This window comes from Streptomyces sp. NPDC059524, from assembly GCF_042749255.1.
Lineage (GTDB): Bacteria > Actinomycetota > Actinomycetes > Streptomycetales > Streptomycetaceae > Streptomyces > Streptomyces xanthii.
The window spans coordinates 4,398-22,604 of record NZ_JBHYTK010000024.1 but is presented as its reverse complement, the minus strand read 5'-3'; the positions used below and the strand labels follow the sequence as shown (position 1 = coordinate 22,604).

The 18,207-nt window shown below is 74.0% G+C and carries 17 protein-coding genes and 1 pseudogene; 7 read left to right on the top strand and 11 right to left on the bottom strand.

Annotated elements, in window-relative coordinates; translation table 11 throughout:
* Window positions 1-30 precede the first annotated feature (30 nt).
* The 3 genes from ACFW9D_RS09990 to ACFW9D_RS09980 are packed head-to-tail and all read left to right on the top strand — an operon-like array spanning window position 31 to window position 2,530.
* Complete coding sequence (locus ACFW9D_RS09990) at window positions 31-714, top strand: Crp/Fnr family transcriptional regulator (protein WP_384619882.1); 684 nt, start codon at window positions 31-33, stop codon at window positions 712-714.
* A gap of 41 nt (window positions 715-755) precedes the next feature.
* The gene (locus ACFW9D_RS09985) at window positions 756-1,001 is read left to right on the top strand and encodes an acyl carrier protein (RefSeq protein ID WP_188341931.1); all 246 of its coding nucleotides are present in this window, start codon (window positions 756-758) and stop codon (window positions 999-1,001) included.
* A complete protein-coding gene (locus ACFW9D_RS09980; protein WP_384619878.1) occupies window positions 998-2,530 on the top strand; it encodes a D-alanine--poly(phosphoribitol) ligase in 1,533 nt (510 codons plus the stop codon). The genes ACFW9D_RS09985 and ACFW9D_RS09980 overlap by 4 nt, the downstream gene beginning before the upstream one ends.
* Before the next feature lie 27 nt (window positions 2,531-2,557).
* Here ACFW9D_RS09980 and ACFW9D_RS09975 read toward each other — a convergent pair whose 3' ends face one another.
* From ACFW9D_RS09975 to ACFW9D_RS09935, 9 genes are all read right to left on the bottom strand, one after another.
* Complete coding sequence (locus ACFW9D_RS09975) at window positions 2,558-4,231, bottom strand: ABC transporter ATP-binding protein (protein ID WP_384619876.1); 1,674 nt, start codon at window positions 4,229-4,231, stop codon at window positions 2,558-2,560.
* On the bottom strand, window positions 4,228-5,058 hold the full coding sequence (locus ACFW9D_RS09970) for an ABC transporter permease (RefSeq protein ID WP_384619873.1): 831 nt from the start codon (window positions 5,056-5,058) through the stop codon (window positions 4,228-4,230). Before ACFW9D_RS09970 ends, ACFW9D_RS09975 begins: the two co-directional genes overlap by 4 nt.
* Window positions 5,055-6,020, bottom strand: coding sequence for an ABC transporter permease (locus ACFW9D_RS09965; protein WP_384619870.1), 966 nt, complete (start codon window positions 6,018-6,020; stop codon window positions 5,055-5,057). The genes ACFW9D_RS09970 and ACFW9D_RS09965 overlap by 4 nt, the downstream gene beginning before the upstream one ends.
* Window positions 6,017-7,555 (bottom strand): ABC transporter substrate-binding protein, encoded by a 1,539-nt coding sequence (locus tag ACFW9D_RS09960; RefSeq protein ID WP_384619868.1) that lies wholly within the window; start codon window positions 7,553-7,555, stop codon window positions 6,017-6,019. Before ACFW9D_RS09960 ends, ACFW9D_RS09965 begins: the two co-directional genes overlap by 4 nt.
* Window positions 7,556-7,603: 48 nt before the next feature.
* On the bottom strand, window positions 7,604-7,966 hold the full coding sequence (locus ACFW9D_RS09955; RefSeq protein WP_384619865.1) for a nuclear transport factor 2 family protein: 363 nt from the start codon (window positions 7,964-7,966) through the stop codon (window positions 7,604-7,606).
* Window positions 7,963-9,492, bottom strand: a complete 1,530-nt coding sequence (locus ACFW9D_RS09950) for a class I adenylate-forming enzyme family protein (protein WP_384619862.1) — start codon at window positions 9,490-9,492, stop codon at window positions 7,963-7,965. The genes ACFW9D_RS09955 and ACFW9D_RS09950 overlap by 4 nt, the downstream gene beginning before the upstream one ends.
* A 7-nt stretch (window positions 9,493-9,499) precedes the next feature.
* Window positions 9,500-10,231, bottom strand: coding sequence for a PIG-L deacetylase family protein (locus tag ACFW9D_RS09945; RefSeq protein WP_384619860.1), 732 nt, complete (start codon window positions 10,229-10,231; stop codon window positions 9,500-9,502).
* A gap of 97 nt (window positions 10,232-10,328) precedes the next feature.
* Entirely contained in the window at window positions 10,329-11,762 is a 1,434-nt protein-coding gene (locus ACFW9D_RS09940; protein ID WP_188341922.1) for an MFS transporter, read from the bottom strand.
* 138 nt (window positions 11,763-11,900) lie between these two features.
* Window positions 11,901-13,118: a cytochrome P450 gene (locus ACFW9D_RS09935; protein WP_384619858.1), complete on the bottom strand. Its 1,218-nt coding sequence runs from the start codon at window positions 13,116-13,118 to the stop codon at window positions 11,901-11,903.
* Between the two features lie 118 nt (window positions 13,119-13,236).
* Between ACFW9D_RS09935 and ACFW9D_RS09930 the strand changes: the two genes are divergently transcribed.
* Window positions 13,237-13,626, top strand: a complete 390-nt coding sequence (locus ACFW9D_RS09930; RefSeq protein WP_188341921.1) for a DUF3224 domain-containing protein — start codon at window positions 13,237-13,239, stop codon at window positions 13,624-13,626.
* Between the two features lie 15 nt (window positions 13,627-13,641).
* Here ACFW9D_RS09930 and ACFW9D_RS09925 read toward each other — a convergent pair whose 3' ends face one another.
* Together ACFW9D_RS09925 and ACFW9D_RS09920 are read right to left on the bottom strand one after the other, a co-directional pair.
* Complete coding sequence (locus ACFW9D_RS09925) at window positions 13,642-14,190, bottom strand: DUF1697 domain-containing protein (protein ID WP_384619854.1); 549 nt, start codon at window positions 14,188-14,190, stop codon at window positions 13,642-13,644.
* Window positions 14,191-14,239: 49 nt separating this feature from the next.
* Window positions 14,240-14,989, bottom strand: a complete 750-nt coding sequence (locus ACFW9D_RS09920) for a thioesterase II family protein (protein WP_384619852.1) — start codon at window positions 14,987-14,989, stop codon at window positions 14,240-14,242.
* Between the two features lie 198 nt (window positions 14,990-15,187).
* Between ACFW9D_RS09920 and mca the strand changes: the two genes are divergently transcribed.
* From mca to ACFW9D_RS09905, 3 genes and pseudogenes are all read left to right on the top strand, one after another.
* Window positions 15,188-16,093, top strand: coding sequence for a mycothiol conjugate amidase Mca (gene mca, locus ACFW9D_RS09915; protein WP_384619850.1), 906 nt, complete (start codon window positions 15,188-15,190; stop codon window positions 16,091-16,093).
* Between the two features lie 72 nt (window positions 16,094-16,165).
* Window positions 16,166-17,785 (top strand): ABC-F family ATP-binding cassette domain-containing protein, encoded by a 1,620-nt coding sequence (locus ACFW9D_RS09910; protein WP_384619847.1) that lies wholly within the window; start codon window positions 16,166-16,168, stop codon window positions 17,783-17,785.
* A gap of 167 nt (window positions 17,786-17,952) precedes the next feature.
* Window positions 17,953-18,207 (top strand): annotated as a pseudogene (locus tag ACFW9D_RS09905) (virginiamycin B lyase); the annotation flags it as partial.

Genomic DNA, 18,207 nt, shown 5'->3' with positions numbered 1-18,207 from the left:
TGTCACGTGCCGACTGCACCGGGAGGCCAGATGAATCTGCTGGATGTCACCGCTCCGACCGGATTCGACATCCGGCTGCGTGACTTCGTGCGCGCGCAGTCCCCGCACACGACGGCTTGCGTGGTGCGACGCAACCAGAGCGCGTACAGCAGCGGCGGGCAGGACCGCAACGTCTACTTCTTGGAGAGCGGTCAGATCAAGACCGTGATGTTCTCCCGCTCGGGCAAGGAGTGCCTGCTGCGCCTCCACACCCCCGGGGAGATCTTCGGCGAGCTGTGCTCGCTCGGCGGCATCCGCGAGGAGTCCGCCATCGCGATGCGCGACAGCGTCGTGCACCGCATGTCCTACGAACACTTCCTGTCCTCGATCACGGCGGCCGGGATGGTCGACGACTTCATCAGTCACCTCACCCGGCGCCTGGCCGAGCAGCAGCAGTCGATCACTCATCTGGTGACCGTCGACAGCGAGCAGCGCCTGGGCGAGATCCTGCTGGACCTCGCCCGCAAGCTCGGCCGGGGCAACGGGCGGCGGCCGCACATCGCCGAGCGCATCACGCACGAGGAGCTGGCCGGCATGGTCGGCACCACCCGCTCGCGCGTGGGGCACTTCCTGAAGGGGTTCCGCGACCGGGGCCTGGTCGACGTCACCCCGGACTCCCACCTGATCATCGACCGGCGCCGGCTCGCCGCCTATCTGGAGAGCCGCTGCGCCTGACCGGGGCCCCGCCCCGACGACCCTCACGAGGTGACACCCCCATGTGGGACCAGAAGTTCGAGACTCTGCTCAGGGACCGTCTGCCCGGCCTGGACGCCGGCGCGCCCCTCACGGAGGACCTGCCGCTCGCCGCCTTCGGGCTCGACTCGATGGCGACGGTGGGCCTGATCACGGCCATCGAGGACGTCTACGGGCAGCTGCCCGACAACGCGGTGACCCCTGCCAACTTCACCACGCCCGGCACGGTCTGGGCGCTCGTCAGCTCGCTGTCCGGCACCGGCCGATGAGCGGCGACAAGCTGCTGCACCACTGGTTCCTGGACGGCCTGGCCCGCAATCCGGCGGGCGTCGCGCTGCGGATCGGCGACCGCACCTGGACCTACACGGAGGCGGACCGCGTCGCGCGGCGCTGGGCGGCCGCCCTGCACGGCGGGGCGCGTGCGCCGCGCCGGGTCGGGGTGCTGGCCACCAAGAGCGAGGAGAGCCTGCTCGGCTTCCTGGCCGCGCTGTACGCGGGCTGCACCGCCGTACCGCTCAACCCGGAGTACCCGGTGGACCGCAACCGGGGCATCGCCGCCGAGGCGGGGCTCGACGCGCTGATCGTCGACGGTGCGGGCGCCGCCCAGCTCGACTCCGTCGCGGCGGCCGCCGAGCCGCTCGTGGTGCTCGCGCCGCGCCGCGACACGTGGACGGCGCCGGCGCCGGCGACCCCTGTGGTGGTGCCGGCCCCGGACGGCGACCGGGCGCCCTCCGAGGGCCCCGACTCCCTCGCGTACATCCTGTTCACATCGGGTTCCACCGGCCGCCCCAAGGGGGTGCCGATCCGGCACGGCAACGTCTCGGCGTTCCTGACGTCCGTGCTGCCGCGCTACGACTTCGGGCCGGACGACGTCTTCGGGCAGGTCTACGAGCTGACCTTCGACCTGTCGATGTTCGAGGTGTGGTGCGCGTGGGCGAGCGGCGCGTGTCTGACGGTCCTCAACCGGCTGCAGGCGCTCGACCCCGCGCGTTCGGTCCGCGCCCACGGCATCACGGTGTGGACGTCGACGCCCAGCCTGGCGGCCGCGCTGCGGGGGCACGGGCTGCTGACGCCGGGCCGGCTGCCGTCGGTGCGCCACACCGTGTTCTGCGGTGAGCCGCTGCCCGAGGACGTCGCGGCCGCCTGGAGCGCCGCCGCGCCCGCCTCGTCCGTCGACAACCTCTACGGCCCCACCGAACTCACCATCGCCTGCACGGGTTTCCGCTGGTCGCCCGCGTCCGGTACGGGCAACGTGCCGATCGGCGCGCCCAACGCGGGCCTGCGGTACGTGCTGTTCGAGGACGGACGCGTCGGCGGGGACACGGGCGAACTGTGCGTCACCGGGCCGCAGATGTTCGACGGGTATCTCGACCCGGCCAACGACACGGACCGTTTCCTGGACCACGAGGGCCGGCGCTGGTACCGCACCGGTGACCGGGTGCGCCGCGGCCCCGACGGCACGCTGGTCCATCTGGGCCGCGGCGACGGCCAGGTCAAGATCAACGGCTACCGGGTGGAGCTGTCCGAGGTGGAGGCGGCCGTACGGGCCTGCCTGCCCGGCCGCGAGGCCGTGGTCCTGGCCGTGCCCGGGGCGGCGAGCCCGGTGCTGGTGGCGTTCGTCGTGACCGACGAGGGGGCCGGCCTCCTGACGGACGCGGCCCGCGACCTGGCGCGCCGGCTGCCCCCGTACATGCTCCCGGCGCATCTGTGGGCGCTGCCCGACCCGCCGCTCAACGCGAACGGGAAGACGGACCGCCTCCAGCTGCGCAAGGAGGCGGAGCACCGGCTGGCGTCCTGAGACAGGGCCCGGACCAGCCGGTCCGGCTCACGCACGCCCGGCGGGCGTCCCGGGGTCCCGGGGCGCCCGCTGTGCCGTGTACGCGCTCATCGAGGGGACGGCGGCCAGGAGTTCCTTGGTCCAGGCGTGCCGGGGGGAGGTGAACACCTCCGCCACAGAGCCCTGTTCACGGACCGTCCCGCCGTCCAGGACGAGGACCCGGTCGGCCATGCGGGCGATCACGCCCAGGTCGTGGCTGATCAGCAGCAGGCCGAGGCCGAGGCGGGTGCGCAGGTCGTCGAGCAGGGCGAGGATGTCGGCCTGGATGCGGACGTCGAGGCTGGAGGTGACCTCGTCGCACAGCAGCAACCGGGGCCGGGGGGCCAGGGCGCGTGCGATGGCGACCCGCTGCCGCTGGCCGCCGGAGAGGGTGCCGGGCAGCCGGGCGGCGCACTGTTCGTCGAGTCCGACCAGGCGCAGCAGGCGCCGGGTCTCGTCGGCGGCGGCCTTCCGGTCCATCCCGCGCAGCACGCGCAGCGGGCGGGCGATCGTCGCGCCGACGGTGCGGCGCGGGTTGAGGGAGCCGCTCGCGTCCTGGGCGACGAGCTGGACGAGGCGGCGCTGGTCGAGGGTGCGGGCGCGCAGCGGGCCGGGGACGGGGGCGCCGTCGAGTGCGACGGTGCCGGTGTCGGGGGTGTGGTGGCCGGTGACGCAGCGGGCGAGGGTGGTCTTCCCGGTGCCGGACCCGCCGAGGAGGGCCACGCACTCGCCGGGGGCGACGTGCAGGGACACGTCGTGGGCCGTGGTGACCCGGTGGGCGCCGCGGCCGTGTCCCGCGGTGAGGCCGGTGACGCGCAGGACCGGTTCCGTCTCGCTCTCGGGGCGGGGCGGCCGGGTGTGGGCCTCGGCGATGTCCGGGACGGCGCGCACGAGTTCGCGGGTGTAGGGCGCGCGGGGCCGGCCGAGCACCTCGGTCAGGGGGCCTTCCTCGACGAGCCGGCCGGCCCGCAGCACGGCGATCCGGTCGGTGAGGCGGGCGGCGGCGGCCAGGTCGTGGGTGATGAACAGCAGGGTGAGACGGCGGCGTTCGGTCAGGCGGGCGACCTCGTCGAGGACGAGGCGCTGGGTTAGCAGGTCGAGTCCGGTCGTCGGTTCGTCGAGGACGAGCACGTCGGGTTCGGCGGCGAGGACGCGGCCGAGGGCGAGGCGCTGCTGCTGTCCGCCGGACAGTTCGTGCGGGTAGCGGCGCAGGAAGGCGGGGTCGTCGGGCAGTCCCACGCCGCGCAGGGTGCGGGCGGCGTCCTGCGGGGTGCGGTGTGCGGCCAGCTCGGTCACCTGGGCTGCCACCCGCATCGTGGGGGTGAGCGCCGCGGCCGGGTCCTGCGGGAGGCAGGCCACGCGGCGCCGCAGCCGGCGCAGGGCGCGGCCGCGCAGGGCGAGCGGGTCCTGGCCGGTGACGCTCAGGGTGCCGGAGGTGGCGCGCAGGCCGGGGCGCAGGGCGCCGAGGAGGGCGAGCGCGAGGGTGGTCTTGCCGGAGCCGGACTCGCCGACGACGCCGAGGCGTTCGCCGGCCCGCAGGGTCAGGGAGACGTCGTCGAGGACGCGTTGTCCCTGGGGGCCGGTGACGGTCAGTCCGGTGACGCGGACCGGGTCGGCTCCGCCGCCGGGCGGCTGCGGTGCGGGGCCGGCGGGCTGGTCGGGGGCGTCGAAGAGTGCGGTCATGGGGCGAACCTCGTGATCGCCCGGTCGAGGGCGAGGTTGACGGAGACGGTGAGCACGGCGAGGCCGAGGGCCGGTGCCGCCACGCCCCAGGGCGCCAGGGTCACGCCCTCCATGTTCTCGCTGATCATGGAACCCCAGTCGGGGGTGTCGGGGCCGAAGCCGAGGAACCCGGCGGAGGCGGTGAGGGCGATGGCGATGGCGAGCCGGGTGCCCGCGTCGGCGAGCACGGGGCGCACGACGCCCGGCACGATCTCGCGGACCATCACCGCGGCCGGCCCGTCGCCGAGGGCCACGGCCTGGTCGACGTATCCGGAGTGGACGAACTGGAGGGTGGCGGCGCGGGCGACGCGGGAGACGAAGGGGACGCCGGTGAGGGCGACAGCGGTGACCAGGGTGAGGGTGCGGTAGCCCCAGCCGTGCAGCAGCACCAGCAGGACGAGCGCGGGCGGCAGGGCGAGCAGCAGGGTGTCGAGCCGGGAGACGGCGGCGTCGAACCAGCCGCCGAGGTATCCGGCGAGCACCCCGGTCATGGTGCCGAGCAGGGTGGTCACGACGGTGGCCAGCAGCGGTACGAGGACCAGGGGCCGCCCTCCGGCCAGGAACCGCGACCACACGTCCCGTCCTTCCCCGTCCGATCCGAGCGCCAGGCCGGCGCCCCGGCTGTAGGGGGCGGCGGCGATGTGCGCCGGGTCGTGCGGGGCGAACCAGGGTCCGAGCAGGGCGAACAGGACGATCGCGGCGACGGGCAGGAGCCACAGCAGGCCCCTCCACCGGCTGCGGTGCGGGGCGACGGGGCCGGCCGGGGCCGTGGTGGCGGGTGTGTTCATGTGGCGGTCCGGGTGCGGGGGTCGGCCGCCGCGGTCAGGAGGTCGGCGAGGAGGAGGCCGGTGACCACGGCCGCGGCCATGAGGAGGCCGATGCCTTCGAGGACGGCGGCGTCGTGGTGTTCGACCGCGGCGACCAGTTCGTTGGACAGGCCCGGGTAGTTGAAGACCTGTTCGACGACGGCGGTGCCGCCGACGAGGGTGCCGGTGAGCCAGCCGAAGACCTGGGCGCAGGGTCCCGCGGCGGTGGGCAGCAGGTGGCGCAGGACGACGCGGGCGGGGGTGAGTCCGGCGAGGCGGGCGGCTTCGACGTGCGGGGTGGCGGCGGCGTCCGCGACGGCGGCACGGACCAGTCGGCCGGCCCAGGCCGCGGAGAACAGGGTCAGCGCGGTCACCGGCAGGACGAGGGCCTCGGGGTGGGCGAGGAGGGGTTCGCCGAAGGGGACCAGGGACACGGCCGGAAGGACGCCGAGCCAGGAGGCGAAGACCAGCGTGAGCAGGCCCGCGGTGACGAACTGGGGGACGGAGACCAGGGCGACCGAGGTGCCGGAGAGGATCCGGTCGAGGAGGCTGCCGGGGCGCAGTCCGGCGGCGAGCCCGATGGCGAGGGCGAGGACGACGGTGAGGGCGGCGCACACGCCGGCGAGCAGCAGGGTGTCGGCGAGCGGCCCGGCGATGATCTGGCTGACGGGGCGCCGGTCGACGAGGCTGTGGCCCAGGTCGCCGGTGAGCGCGGAGCCGATCCAGTCGGCGTAGCGGACCGGCAGGGGCCGGTCCAGGCCGAGTTCGGCGTGCAGGCGGGCGACGTCGGCGGGGCTCGCCGAGCCGCCGAGCGCCGCCGCGGCGGCGTCGCCCGGCAGCACCTCGGCGGCGGCGAACAGGACGAACGAGCCGGCCAGCAAGGTGGCCAGCGCGCCCGCGAGGCGCCGCCCGGCGAGGGCGGCGAGTCGGACGGCGGTTCTCACGCCGTCCTGGCCCGTGTGAACACGGGGGTGGACTGGCTGGACCAGACGCCGGTCAGTCCGGGTACGGAGGCGTCGAGCTGTTCCTGGAATCCCCACAGCAGGTCGCCGCCGGTGGCGGACAGGTCGCGCTGGATGGCGGCGAACGCGGCCTCGCGCCGGCCGTCGTCGACGGTGGCCTGCGCGGCCGCGAGCCGCTTGAAGTGCCGCTCGCCGAGCCCGGTCACGTTGAAGAACGCGCCCTTGGTGGTGGTCGCGGACAGGTGCACGGCGGCGGGCCGGTTGGCGTAGTAGAAGGTCTGGAAGGGGGCGCGGGACAGGCCCTTGAGGTCCGCGTAGTACGTGTCGGCGGGCACGGTCCGCACGTCGAGGTCGACGCCGGCCTCCTTGAGCTGCTGGCCGAGCAGCCGGGCCGCGGCGGTGAAGCCGGGCACGGTGTCCGCCGCCCGCAGTTCCAGGGTGTCGACCCCGGCACGGGCGAACAGCCGCTTCGCCTCGGCCACGTCGCGGGTGCGGGCGCGGCCCGCGTAGCCGGGCAGCCCCTTGCCGACGAGGTCCTCGCCGGGGGTGCCGAGGCCGAGCAGGACCTTCTGCACGAGCGCGTCGCGGTCGGCGGCCAGCCGCACGGCGCGGCGCACGTCCGGGTCGTCGAAGGGGGCGAGCCGCTCGTTCATGGCGAACGACAGGGCGTTGGAGTTGGCGGTGTGGCCGCGCCGCACGCTGATCGCCCGGTTGGCGCGCTCGGCCTTGGCGCCGGTGGCCGTGATGCCGAAGGCGTAGTCGATCTGGCCGCTCTTGAGGGCGGCGAGGCGGGCGGCGGGGTCGGCGATCAGGGACAGGTCGATGCGCCGGAAGTGCGAAGTGCCGTTCCAGTACTTGTCGTTGACGGCGAGCCGGAGGTTCTTGCCGTCCTGCTCCTCGAGCCGGTACGGGCCGGAGCCGACGCCGCGGGCGAAGTCCTTGTCGCGGGTGCCCTCGGGGAAGACCGGGGAGAACACGGCGAGGATGCCTTCCCTGAAGTCGCCGCGGGGCCGCTTGAGCCCCACCTTCAGGGTGTGCTGGTCGACGACCTTGAGGCGGTCGAGGTCCAGGTCGGCGAAGTTGTTGGCGCGCGTGGACGGCGGGGTGGCCAGGGTCCGCAGGGAGTAGGCCACGTCCGCGGCGCGCACCGGCGAGCCGTCGTGGAACACGGCGTGCCGGTGGATCCGCACGGTCCACTCGGCGGCGTCGGCGCTCGGCTCGACGGACTCGGCCAGGCCGAGTTCGTAGCGGCTGCCCTTGAGGTACATGAGCTGGTCGTACAGGTGGTACAGGGCGATGTAGCTGGCGCCGAACCCGGCGTGGCGGGGGTCGAGGCCGATGGTGCCGGTGGCGTCGGAGGCGCCGACGCGCAGTGCCTTGCCGGATCCGGCGACGGTGCGGGTCCCGCCGGTCTCACCGGCGCAGCCGGTCAGGGCCGCGGAGCCGGCGGTGACGGTCGCCGCGGCGGCGCTCCACTGCAGGACTCGGCGGCGGGCGACGCCGTCGGGGCGTGACATGACGGAGGGCTCCTGGGTCCGGGGTGGGTGGGCTGGGGATCTCACGGCTCAGGCCCACCAGTCGCGGGTGCCGCCCTCGTCGGCGCCGCACTGGCGCCAGATCTTGCCGTCGCGCAGGACGTAGACGCCGAAGGTGACGACGGTCTCGCCGCGGCAGGTCATGGTGCCGCGCATCATGACGGTGTCGTCGGTCTGGATGAACTCGTTCATCTCGACGTGCTGGAGGTCGAGCTCCCAGTAGCGGCGCAGCAGTTCGCGGATGTTGTCGTGGCCGCGCACGGGGCCGGTGAAGCGGACCCACTCGGCGTCGGGGTGGTAGAGGTCGACGAGTCCGTCGAGGTCGCGTTCGGCGGTGCAGCGGATCATCTCCGCGAACAGCGGGTGGATCGGTGTCTCGGTCTCGGTGCTCATGCGGGGGCTCCTGTCGGATCGGGGCGGTGCGCGGCGGAGGGGGCCCGGAAGCGGTCCCTGATGAGGCGCTTGACGACCTTGCCGAGGTCGTTGCGGGGCAGTTCGTCGACGAGCAGGACCCGGGTGGGGATCTCGTGCGGGGCGAGGGTGCCGGCCGCGCGGTCGGCCAGGGCCGCGCACAGCCGGTCCGGGTCGGGGGCGGCCTGACCGGCGACGGGGACGACGGCCGCGGCCACGCCGTCGGTGCCGGTGGCGACGACGGCGACGTCGGCGACGGCCTCGTGGTCGTAGAGGACGGACTCGACGCGCAGCGAGGAGACGAGGCCGTGTGCGGTGGGCACGGCGTCGGTCTCGCGGTCGAAGAGGTACAGCTCGCCGTCGTCGTCGACGTGGCCGAGGTCGCCGGTGTCGCACCAGCCGCCCTCGGGCACGCCGTCCGCCTCGGGCCCGGCGTCGAGCCGGTCGCGCGGGGGCGCTCCGTCGGCGCGCAGCCAGATCCGGCCGACCTGTCCGGCGGGCAGGGCCGCGCCGTGCCGGTCGGTGATCAGGACGTGGGTGCCGGGGGCGGGCCGGCCGACGGACAGGGGGCGTTCGGGGTCGAAGGTGCCGATGGTGACGGCGGGTTTGGCCTGGCTGGCGGAGTAGGCGCCGATGACGCGGGCCTTGGGCATCGCGGTGAGCAGGGCGCGGGCCAGCGGCGGGTGCAGGAAGGCGGAGGCGGTGGCCACGGTGGTGACGGAGGTCAGGTCGTGGCGGTGCAGGGCGCCGTCGCGGGTCATGGCGACCGCGAGGTGCGGGGTCATCATGACGGTGCTCGCCGCGTGCTGCTCGATGAGGGCGCACAGCCGGTCGGCGTCGCCGGGCGGGGCGAGGACGAGGGTGGTCGGGGTGGCGTTGAGCACCATGGAGACGGTGGTCGCGCTGGCGGTGATGCCCAGGTGCACGGAGGCGACCATCGGGGTGGGCTCGTCGTGCGCCATGACGGAGCGGGGTCCGCCGGCGGTGGCCAGGTTCTGGTGCGGGACGATCACGCCGCGGGCGAGTCCGGTGGTGCCGGAGGAGTAGACGATCTCGGCGGCGTCGTCGGGGGCGTGGACGAGGTCGACGGGGGTGTCGCCCGCGACGGAGAGGGCGTCGACGGTGTCGGTCCAGGTGACGGACGGGGCGGCGGGCGGGGCGGTCCGGCCGTGGATGACGCCGGTCATGCCGCACTGCCGGGCGCGGCGCTCGAGTTCGTCGGCGGGCAGGCGGACCGGCAGGTGCAGCACGGTGCCGCCGGCCTTCAGGACGCCGAGGTAGGCGACGGCGTAGCCGGCCCAGTCCATGTCGCCGAAGAAGACCCCGATGCGGGTGCCGCGGGCGGTGCCGGCGGCGAGCAGTCCGCGGGCGAGGTCCTCCGAGCGGCGGTCCCACTCGCCGTAGCGGAGGTCGGGCCGGCCGTCGACGACGAGGGCGGTGCGGTCCGGGTGCAGCCGGGCGTGGGAGCGCAGTTGGTCGGTCAGGTAGGAGAAGGCACGTTCCGCCATCGCGGGGTCACCCGCCTATCTGGAAGGAGACGCCGCCTCGGCCCCCGAAGCGGGGGGCGGTGGCGGCGAGCAGGTGGTCGAGGATGAACCGGGCGCGCTCGGCGGGCTCGTCGTCGCTCAGCGAGCGCAGGTAGCGGTCGTGGGCGGCGAGCGAGCGCACGGCGCGTTCGCGGGCGGCGTCGTCGACGGCGACGGCGTGGGTGGGGCGCGGCGATCCGGCGACGGCCACCTTGCCGGCCCGCCACGGCTCGAGGCCCTCGTCGAGGAGTTCGGGGAAGATCCAGCGGTTGGCGGCGTCGGCGACGGAGTCGAGGGCGGCGCGGCCGACGTCGCGGTGGTCGGGGGTGTTCCACGCGCCGGAGGCCCAGGTGTCGTGGTGGTTGAACGTCACGATGAGCTCGGGGCGGTGGCGGCGGACGGCGCGGGCCAGGTCGCGGCGCAGGCCGGGCCCGTAGGTGACGGTGCCGTCGGTGTACCCGTCGAGGAAGTCGACCTGCTGGACGCCGAGTTCGGCGGCGGCCTTGCGCTGTTCGGCCTCGCGCACCGGCCCGCACTCGGCCGGGTCGAGGCCGTCGATGCCTGCCTCGCCGCGGGTGACGAGGAGGTAGGCCACCTCGATCCCCCGCGCGGTCCAGGCGGCCACGGCGGGCCCGGCGCCGAACTCGATGTCGTCCGGGTGGGCGACGATCGCGAGGACGCGGCTGAAGTCGTCGGGCAGTTCGAGGAGTGTGTCGGCCATGGGGTTCCTTCCCGGTGGACGGGGCAGCCGCGCGGGCCGGGCCGTGTCCGTGTGGACGACGGCCCGGTGTGCGCGTGGTGTTCCTGGGCGGGGTGGGTCAGGCGGCGTCGGCTTCGGCGGGTGCGGGGACGCGGACGACGAGGGCGGCGATGAGGATCGCGGCCGCGGCCAGGCCCGCGCTGCACAGGAACGCGACGGTGTAGCCGTGCGTGCCGTCGAGGCCGCCGACGGCCTGGGTGACGGTGGTGAGGACGGCCAGGCCCAGCGAGCCGCCGACCAGGATCGCGGTGTTGAACAGGCCGGAGACGGCGCCCGCGTCGGCCGGGTCGACGCCGCTGGTGGCGATGGTGCCGGCCGGCATCATCGTCAGGCCGAGGCCGATGCCGGAGATGATCGTGGGGCCGAGGACGGTGGCGACGAAGCTCGTCGACGACGCGGCCAGGCCCAGCCAGCCCATGCCGAGCCCGAGGCAGAACAGGCCGGTCATCAGCATCCGGGTCAGTCCGACGCGGGCCACGGTCTTCATGCAGATCTGCGCGAACACCAGCAGGGTGGCGATCAGCGGCAGGTAGGCGAGGCCGGTCTGCAGGGCGGAGAACCCGAGGATCTCCTGGAGGTAGAGGGTGACGAAGAAGAAGTAGCTCATCTGCGTGGCACCGAAGATCATCATGATGCCGAGGGCTCCGCTGGTGTTGCGGCGGCGGAACACGTGCAGGGGCAGGAACGGGTGGGCCTGGCGCCGCTCGACGAGCAGGAAGACCCCGAGGAGCACGGCGGCGAGGACCAGCAGGCCGCCGCGCAGCGGGGAGGTCCACGGACGCTGGGTGTCGAGGAAGACGAAGACCGTCATCAGCAGGGCCGCCGTGATGGTGACCGCGCCCGCCACGTCCAGGCTGGGCCGCTGTTCGGCGCGGCTCTCCTTGAGCGTCGTCATGGCGAGGACGACGACGAGCGCGCCGATCGGGACGGCGGCGAAGAAGCTGAACTCCCAGCCGGGGCCGGAGGTCAGCAGGCCGCCGACGAGGAGGCCGAACAGGGCGCCCGCCGCCTGCGTGCTGCCCCACAGGGCGAACGCCCGCTGCCGCTCGGGGCCTTCGGCGAACGAGGTGATGATCAGCGAGAGGACGACCGGCGCGGTCAGCGCGCCGCCCAGGCCCTGCACGGCGCGGGCGATCACCATGACGGTCGGGTCGGTGCTGAAGCCGCACACGACGGAGGCCACGGTGAAGATCGTGACACCGGTGACCAGGACGCGGCGCCGGCCGAACAGGTCGCCGATCCGGCCGCCCAGCGGCAGCAGTCCGCCGTACAGGAGGCCGTAGGCGTTGACGACCCATGGCAGGCCCGACTCGGTGAAGTCGAGGTCGCGCTGGATGAAGGGCAGGGCCACGTTGACGATGGTCTGGTCGACCTGGATGAGCAGTTCGGCCATCAGCAGGGTGACGAGGATCAGTCTGACGACCAGGGAGCGCGGGCCCTGGGCGGAACTGTCCTCGGCGGTCGGCCTGCCGTCCGCGGTGCTGGTGGTCATAACTCTCCTGATCCTCGTGTCACAGCCGCCGTCCGGGCAGACTCGGCCGGGGCCACGGTAGGGAGGGGGCCCGCGAACGCGATGCTCAAAACAGCACACGTTCGGCGGCGGATCCGCCCCGGTGGGGGCGGTCCCCGGTCACCAGGTGACGGGCAGCGTCTTCGGAGCGCGGATGATCATGTCCGACTTCCAGGTGATCTCGCCGTTCAGGCGCAGCCCCGGCATACCGACGACGAGCGCCTTCAGCGCCTCCTGGAGCTCGACGCGGGCCAGGTGCGCGCCCAGGCAGTGGTGGGCGCCGTGGCCGAAGACCATGTGCCGGTTGTCGGCGCGGTCGAGGACGACCTCGTGGCCGTTCTCGAAGACGCTCTCGTCGCGGTTGACGATGCTCGTGTCCACGACGACCGGTTCGCCGGCCCGGACCAGGGTCTCGCCGACGGTGAGGTCCTCCAGGGCGTAGCGCGGGGAGATGCCGTTGGCGGCGAAGGGCACGAAGCGCAGCAGTTCCTCGACGGCGACCTGGATCGAGTCGGGGTTCTCGCACAGGCGCGTCCACAGCTCGCGGCGCTGCTGGAGCACGTGGACGAAGTTGGAGATCTCGCTGGCGGTGGTCTCGAAGCCGCCGATGAGCGTCGCGATGCACAGCCCGATGAGCTCCTGCTCGTCCAGCCGGTCGTGGGCGTCGCGGGCCTCGATGAGGGCGCTGGTCAGGTCGTCGCGGGGCGTCTCGCGGCGCTGCGCGATCAGGTCCTCGAAGTACTTCTGCAGATCCATGAAGCTCTGCACGCACTCTTCGTCGGTCAGCTCGTTCGTGGACAGCGCGGCGTCGCACCAGGCGCGCAGCTGCGCGCGGTCCTCGGCGGGCACGCCGAGCAGTTCGCAGATCACGGTGACCGGGATGGCGAGCGCGTAGGAGCCGACGAGTTCGGCGGTCGGGCCCGCGGCCTTCATGTCCTCGACGAGTCCGGCGGCCAGTTCGCCGATCCAGGCGCGCTTGCCCTCGATGCGGCGCGGGGTGAACGCCTTGGACACCAGGGTGCGCAGCCGCGTGTGGTCCGGCGCGTCCATCGTCAGGATGGACTCGGGCACGGGCCGGGGGGTCATGCGCGGCTCGTCGCGCCGGGTGGCCTCGTTGCGGGAGAAGCGCCGGTCGGTCAGGACGAAGCGGGCGTCCTCGTACCGGGTGACGAGCCAGGCGGGCTCGCCGAACGGCAGCTGGACGCGGATCGGCGCGCCGTCCTCGATGAGCTTCATGTACGAGTACGAGAGCTCGAGCCCCTCCCCGCCGGTGAAGGGGTAGGCGGCCGGTGCCGCCTGGGGGTGCTCGCCCGCCGTCGCTTCCACTTCGGTGCTCACTGTCGACCGCCTCCTCGGGGTTCCCGCCGTGACGCGGCGTCACGCTAGCGACCCGCGCGCCGGCTGCCTGCTCAATCGGGAGCATCGGAGGGAAGGTCGCGCCGGGATACTCCCGCCCATGACTCAGCTACGGATTCAGGCCACGTTCGTGGTCGACGTGTGGGACGGCGTGGACGACGAGAAGGTCGACGGCGGTCCGGTCACGGCCCGCGTCGAGCTCGCCAAGACGTACACGGAAGGCGATGTGCTCGGCACGGCCACCGGTCACATGGCGACGACCCAGGGCCCCGGCGGTGCCGCGTACGTGGCGCAGGAGCGGGTCACCGGCACGATGGGCGGACGTACGGGCACGTTCGTGCTCGAGCACCGGGCGACGCAGGTCGGCAGCGGTGAGCCGGTGACGTGGGCGGGCATCGTGCCCGGCTCCGGCACGGGCGAGCTGGCGGGCGTGAGCGGCGAGGGCTCGCTCGGCCACGGCACGCTCGACCTGACGGTCGAGTTCCCGTAGGGCGGGATCCCGGGGTCAGTTCTTCTCGGCGGCGGCCAGGATCTTCTGCGAGGTGTGGAAGAACCGGCCCGTCGCCCGTACCCCGAACATCTTCTCGATGACGGGGGCGGGGTTGACGGGCCGGCCGCCCAGCAGCCGCCAGCGCACGAACGCCGTGCCGCCGTGCGTGCCGAGGACCTCCCAGTCGCCCTTGGGGGAACGGACGGGGAGGTCGATGCCGGTCAGGGGCGCCGATCCGTAGAGCATGGAGAAGCGCTCGTCCGCGGCCGGTGCGGTTTCGCCGAACGGCGCCGCCGCCAGTTCCGCGCGCAGTTGGTCCGCCGTGCGCAGGATCGTGGGGATCTCGAACCCGAAGGCGTCCTCGAGGGCCCGCTCGATGAGGGCGACGAGGCGCTCGGGGTCGCTGTCCGCGCTGGTGAAGAAGGCGTTCCCGCTCGCGATGTAGGTGCGTACGGAGCCGAGGCCGAGCCCGGTGAGCACCTCGCGCAGCCGGGCCATCTCGACCTTGCGGCTGCCCACGTTGACGGCGCGCAGGAACGCGATGTGGATCTGATCAGTCGTCATGCCGGCCTTCGTGTCGGTCCGTTCGGGGGCGTCATGCTCTCACGCGGCTTCAGAAGGTCCGTTCCGCGACCGGGAAGCGGTGGTTCGCGTCGTTCCTGCGCGACAGGTCCTCGACGAACATGTCGAGCAGCGGCTGTTCGCGGGTGCGCCAGTGGAAGTGGCCGCCGGCGAAGCGGCGCACGCGGAAGGAACGGTGTGTGTAGGCCCGCCAGGCGCTCAGCTCGTCGCCGAGCACCGTCGGATCGTCGACGCCGGCCGTCGCGGTGAGCGGGGCGTGCACACTGTTGTCGAGCCCTTCCTCGTACGACTCGGCGAGCGCGAAATCCGCGCGGAGCACCGGCAGTTGGAGCCGGGCCAGGGCCGGGTCGCCCAGGACCGCGGGGTGGACGCCGGGGTGGCGGGCGGCCGCGGCCAGGAACGCGTCGTCGGGCAGGCCGGTGAGCGGGTCCTGGCGGACCGGCAGGTGCGGGGCCGCCTGGCCGGACACGTAGAGGCGTTCGGCGACGAGTTCGTGGTCCCATTCGAGGCGCGCCGCGATCTCGTAGGCCAGCAGGGCACCGAGCCCGTGGCCGAAGAGGGCGAACGGGCGGTCGCACAGGCGGGCCACCGTGGGCACCAGGTCGTGCAGCAGCGTCTCCATGCCGGAGCACGGGTCCTTGCCCAGCCGGGAGCCCCGGCCCGGCAGTTCGAGGGGCGTGACGGTCAGGTGCGGCGCGAGCCGGTCGCGCCAGGGCAGATAGACGCCCGCCGAGGCACCGCAGTACGGCAGACAGAACAGGCGCACGGACGTGCCGCTCATGTTTCCCCCTCGGGTCCGCCACGGGGCCCGTCCGCCGGTCCCCGCACTGCCGCGGACCCTACGCATCCGTGCGCTCCCGGCCCGGATTCTGCAGCGGTTCTCGCGGTGCGCTCAGGGCGTTCTCGAGGGGCGCTCGAGGCGTCGTTCCTAGCGTCGCCCGGGGGACGTCCAGGACCGCAGGCCCAGGGAGGAGTACGGATGTCCGGAGCTCTCGCGCGGGTCGCCGCCCGGCCACGGCTGATGGCGGTGCACGCGCACCCCGACGACGAATCCAGCAAGGGCGCGGCGACGACGGCGCGCTACGCGGCCGAGGGGGTCGACGTGCTGGTGGTCACGTGCACGGGCGGTGAGCGGGGTTCCTTCCTCAACCCGTCCTGTCCGCGGCCGCCCGGACCGGTGGACATGGCGGCGGTCCGGGCCCGCGAGATGGCGCGCGCCCGGCGCATCCTCGGGGTGCGCCAGACCTGGCTCGGCTACCGGGACTCCGGGCTGCCGGAGCACGGCGAGCCGCTGCCGGCCGGCTGCTTCGCCCGGGCCGATCCGGGCGCGGCGACGGGGCGTCTGGTGCGGCTGATCCGCCGGTTCCGGCCGCACGTCGTGACGACGTACGACGAGGACGGCGGCTATCCGCATCCCGATCACGTGATGGCGCACCGGATCGCGGTGGCCGCGTTCGAGGCGGCCGGTGACGGTGGCGCGCATCCGGGGGCGGGGCCGCCCTGGCAGCCGCTGAAGCTGTACTACAACCACGGTTCGCACCCGGAGCGCAGCGCGGCGCTGCACCGTGCGCTGCTGCGGCGCGGCAGCACGGCGCCGTACGCGCCGCTGCCTTGCGAGCCGGTGCGCCGGCCGGACATCACCACGCGGGTGCCGTGCGGCGCGTGGTTCCCCGTGCGGGACCGGGCGCTGCGGGCCCACGTGTCACAGGTGGATCCGGACGGGGTGTGGTTCGCGGTGCCGACGCCGCTGCAGCAGGAGGTGTGGCCGACCGAGGACTACACCCTGGCGCGGTCGCTGGTGCCGGTCGCCCTGCCGGAGGACGACCTGTTCGCGGGGGTGACGACGGCCGGTGCCGGCCGTCCGCCCGTGATGGCCGGTATGTGACGCTCCGGTTGCTCGCGGCAACGACCGCGTGCAAGCGTCTCAACTCATCCGTAGTCGTATCCGTGGAGGGGCATGCCCACGCAGATCAGCGTCCGTTCCGTCACCAAGGCCTTCGACGGCCGGGTCGTCCTCGACGACGTCACGTGCTCGCTCCCGGTGGGCGAGCGGGTCGGGATCGTCGGGGAGAACGGTTCGGGAAAGAGCACCCTGCTGCGGCTGCTGGCCGGGGTGGAGAAGTGCGACCAGGGCGAGGTCGTCGTCCACGCGGACGGCGGTGTCGGTCATCTGGCGCAGTCCGAGCGGCTCCCCGCGGAGCTCACCGTCCAGGACGTGATCGACCGCGCTCTGGGCGATCTGCGCGCCGTCGAGGAGCGGATGCGCCGCCTCGAGGCCGCGATGGCCGACGGCGACGAGAGTGTCCTGGCCGAGTACGGGGAGCTGTCGACGGCGTTCGAACTGCGGGGCGGCTACGAGGCGGACGCCCGCGTGGAGCGCGCCCTGCACGGGCTGGGCCTCGGCCTGCTGGAGCGCGGGCGCGGCGTGGGGAGCCTGTCGGGCGGCGAGCAGGTGCGGCTGCGGCTCGCGGCCGTGCTGGCGGCGGGCCCCGAGGTGCTGCTGCTCGACGAACCCACCAACCATCTCGACGAGGGCGCGCTGCTCTGGCTGGAGGAGCATCTGCGCACCCGCCGCGGCACGACGGTCGCGGTCTCGCACGACCGCATGTTCCTGGAGCGGGTGACGACGACGCTGCTCGAGGTGGACGCCGACCGCCGCACCGTCGTGCGCTACGGCAACGGGTACGCGGGCTATCTCACGGAGAAGGCGGCCGCCCGTGATCGCTGGGCTCAGGCGCACGCGCAGTGGGAGACGGACGTGGCGGGGCTGCGCGAGGCGGCCGCGACGACCGCCCGCCGGGTGGCGCCGGGGCGGGCCATGAAGGACGGCAACAAGATGGCCTACGACCGGGCGGCCGGGCGGGTGCAGCAGTCGCTGGCCGGCCGGGTGCGGCAGGCCGAGGAGAAGCTGCGCCGGCTGCTCGAGAGTCCGGTGCCGCCGCCGCCCGAGCCGCTGCACTTCGCGCCCGTGATGCGGTCCGGGCAGGTGCGCGGCTGTGCGCTCGACGCTGCCGGTGTCGGTGTGGAGGGGCGTCTGGGCCGGATCGGCCTCACGCTCGAAGCCGGGGAGAAGCTGCTGATCACGGGGCCGAACGGGGCGGGCAAGAGCACGCTTCTGGACGTCCTGGCCGGGCGCCTCGCCCCGGACACCGGCACGGTCACCCGTCAGGGGCGGGTGGGCCATCTGCCGCAGGAGCCGGAGCCGGGCCGGCCCGGGGAGACGCTCCTGGCCGCGTTCGCGCGCGGCCGTACGGGGCCGGCCGAGGAGCACCGTGAACTGCTGCTCTCCCTGGGCCTGTTCGACGTGGAGCAGCTCTCGGTGCAGGTGCGGGGGCTGTCCACCGGGCAGCGGCAGCGGCTCGCGCTGGCCCGGCTGGTGACCCGGCCCTGGGACGTCCTGCTCCTGGACGAGCCGACCAACCACCTCTCCCCCGCGCTGGTGGAGGAGCTGGAGGCGGCGCTGCTCGGCTTCGACGGCGCGCTCGTCGTCGTCAGCCACGACCGGCTGCTGCGCGAGCGCTGGCGGGGCAGACAGCTGACCGTGTCGACGTCGGCGGTCCAGGCCGTCCAGGTCTGAGCCGCCCGCACCACCACTCCTCCTCATCCCCCCACCCCCTCAGGCAAGGAGCCACCCATGTCCCGGTCCGGTGTCGTCTTCGAGCAGGTGCATGTCGCGGACCCTCGCGTGCGTCCGGCCCCTACTCCCTCACCACCGGCCCGGACGGCGCCCTGTGGTGCACGCTCGTGCACTGCGGGGGCATCGCGCGCCTGACGGAGTCGGGCGGGATCGAGCGGCACGCCCTCGATTCGGAGTCGTGCGGCCCGTCGGTCATCACCGCGGGCCCGGACGGCGCGCTGTGGTTCACCCGGGCCCGGGACGGGCGCGTCGGGCGGATCACCGTGGACGGCCGGTCCACTGCCTACGCGAGCGGGTCGCCGGACAGCGGGCCGTTCGGGATCGCGGCGGGCGCGGACGGCGCCTTGTGGTTCACCGAGATG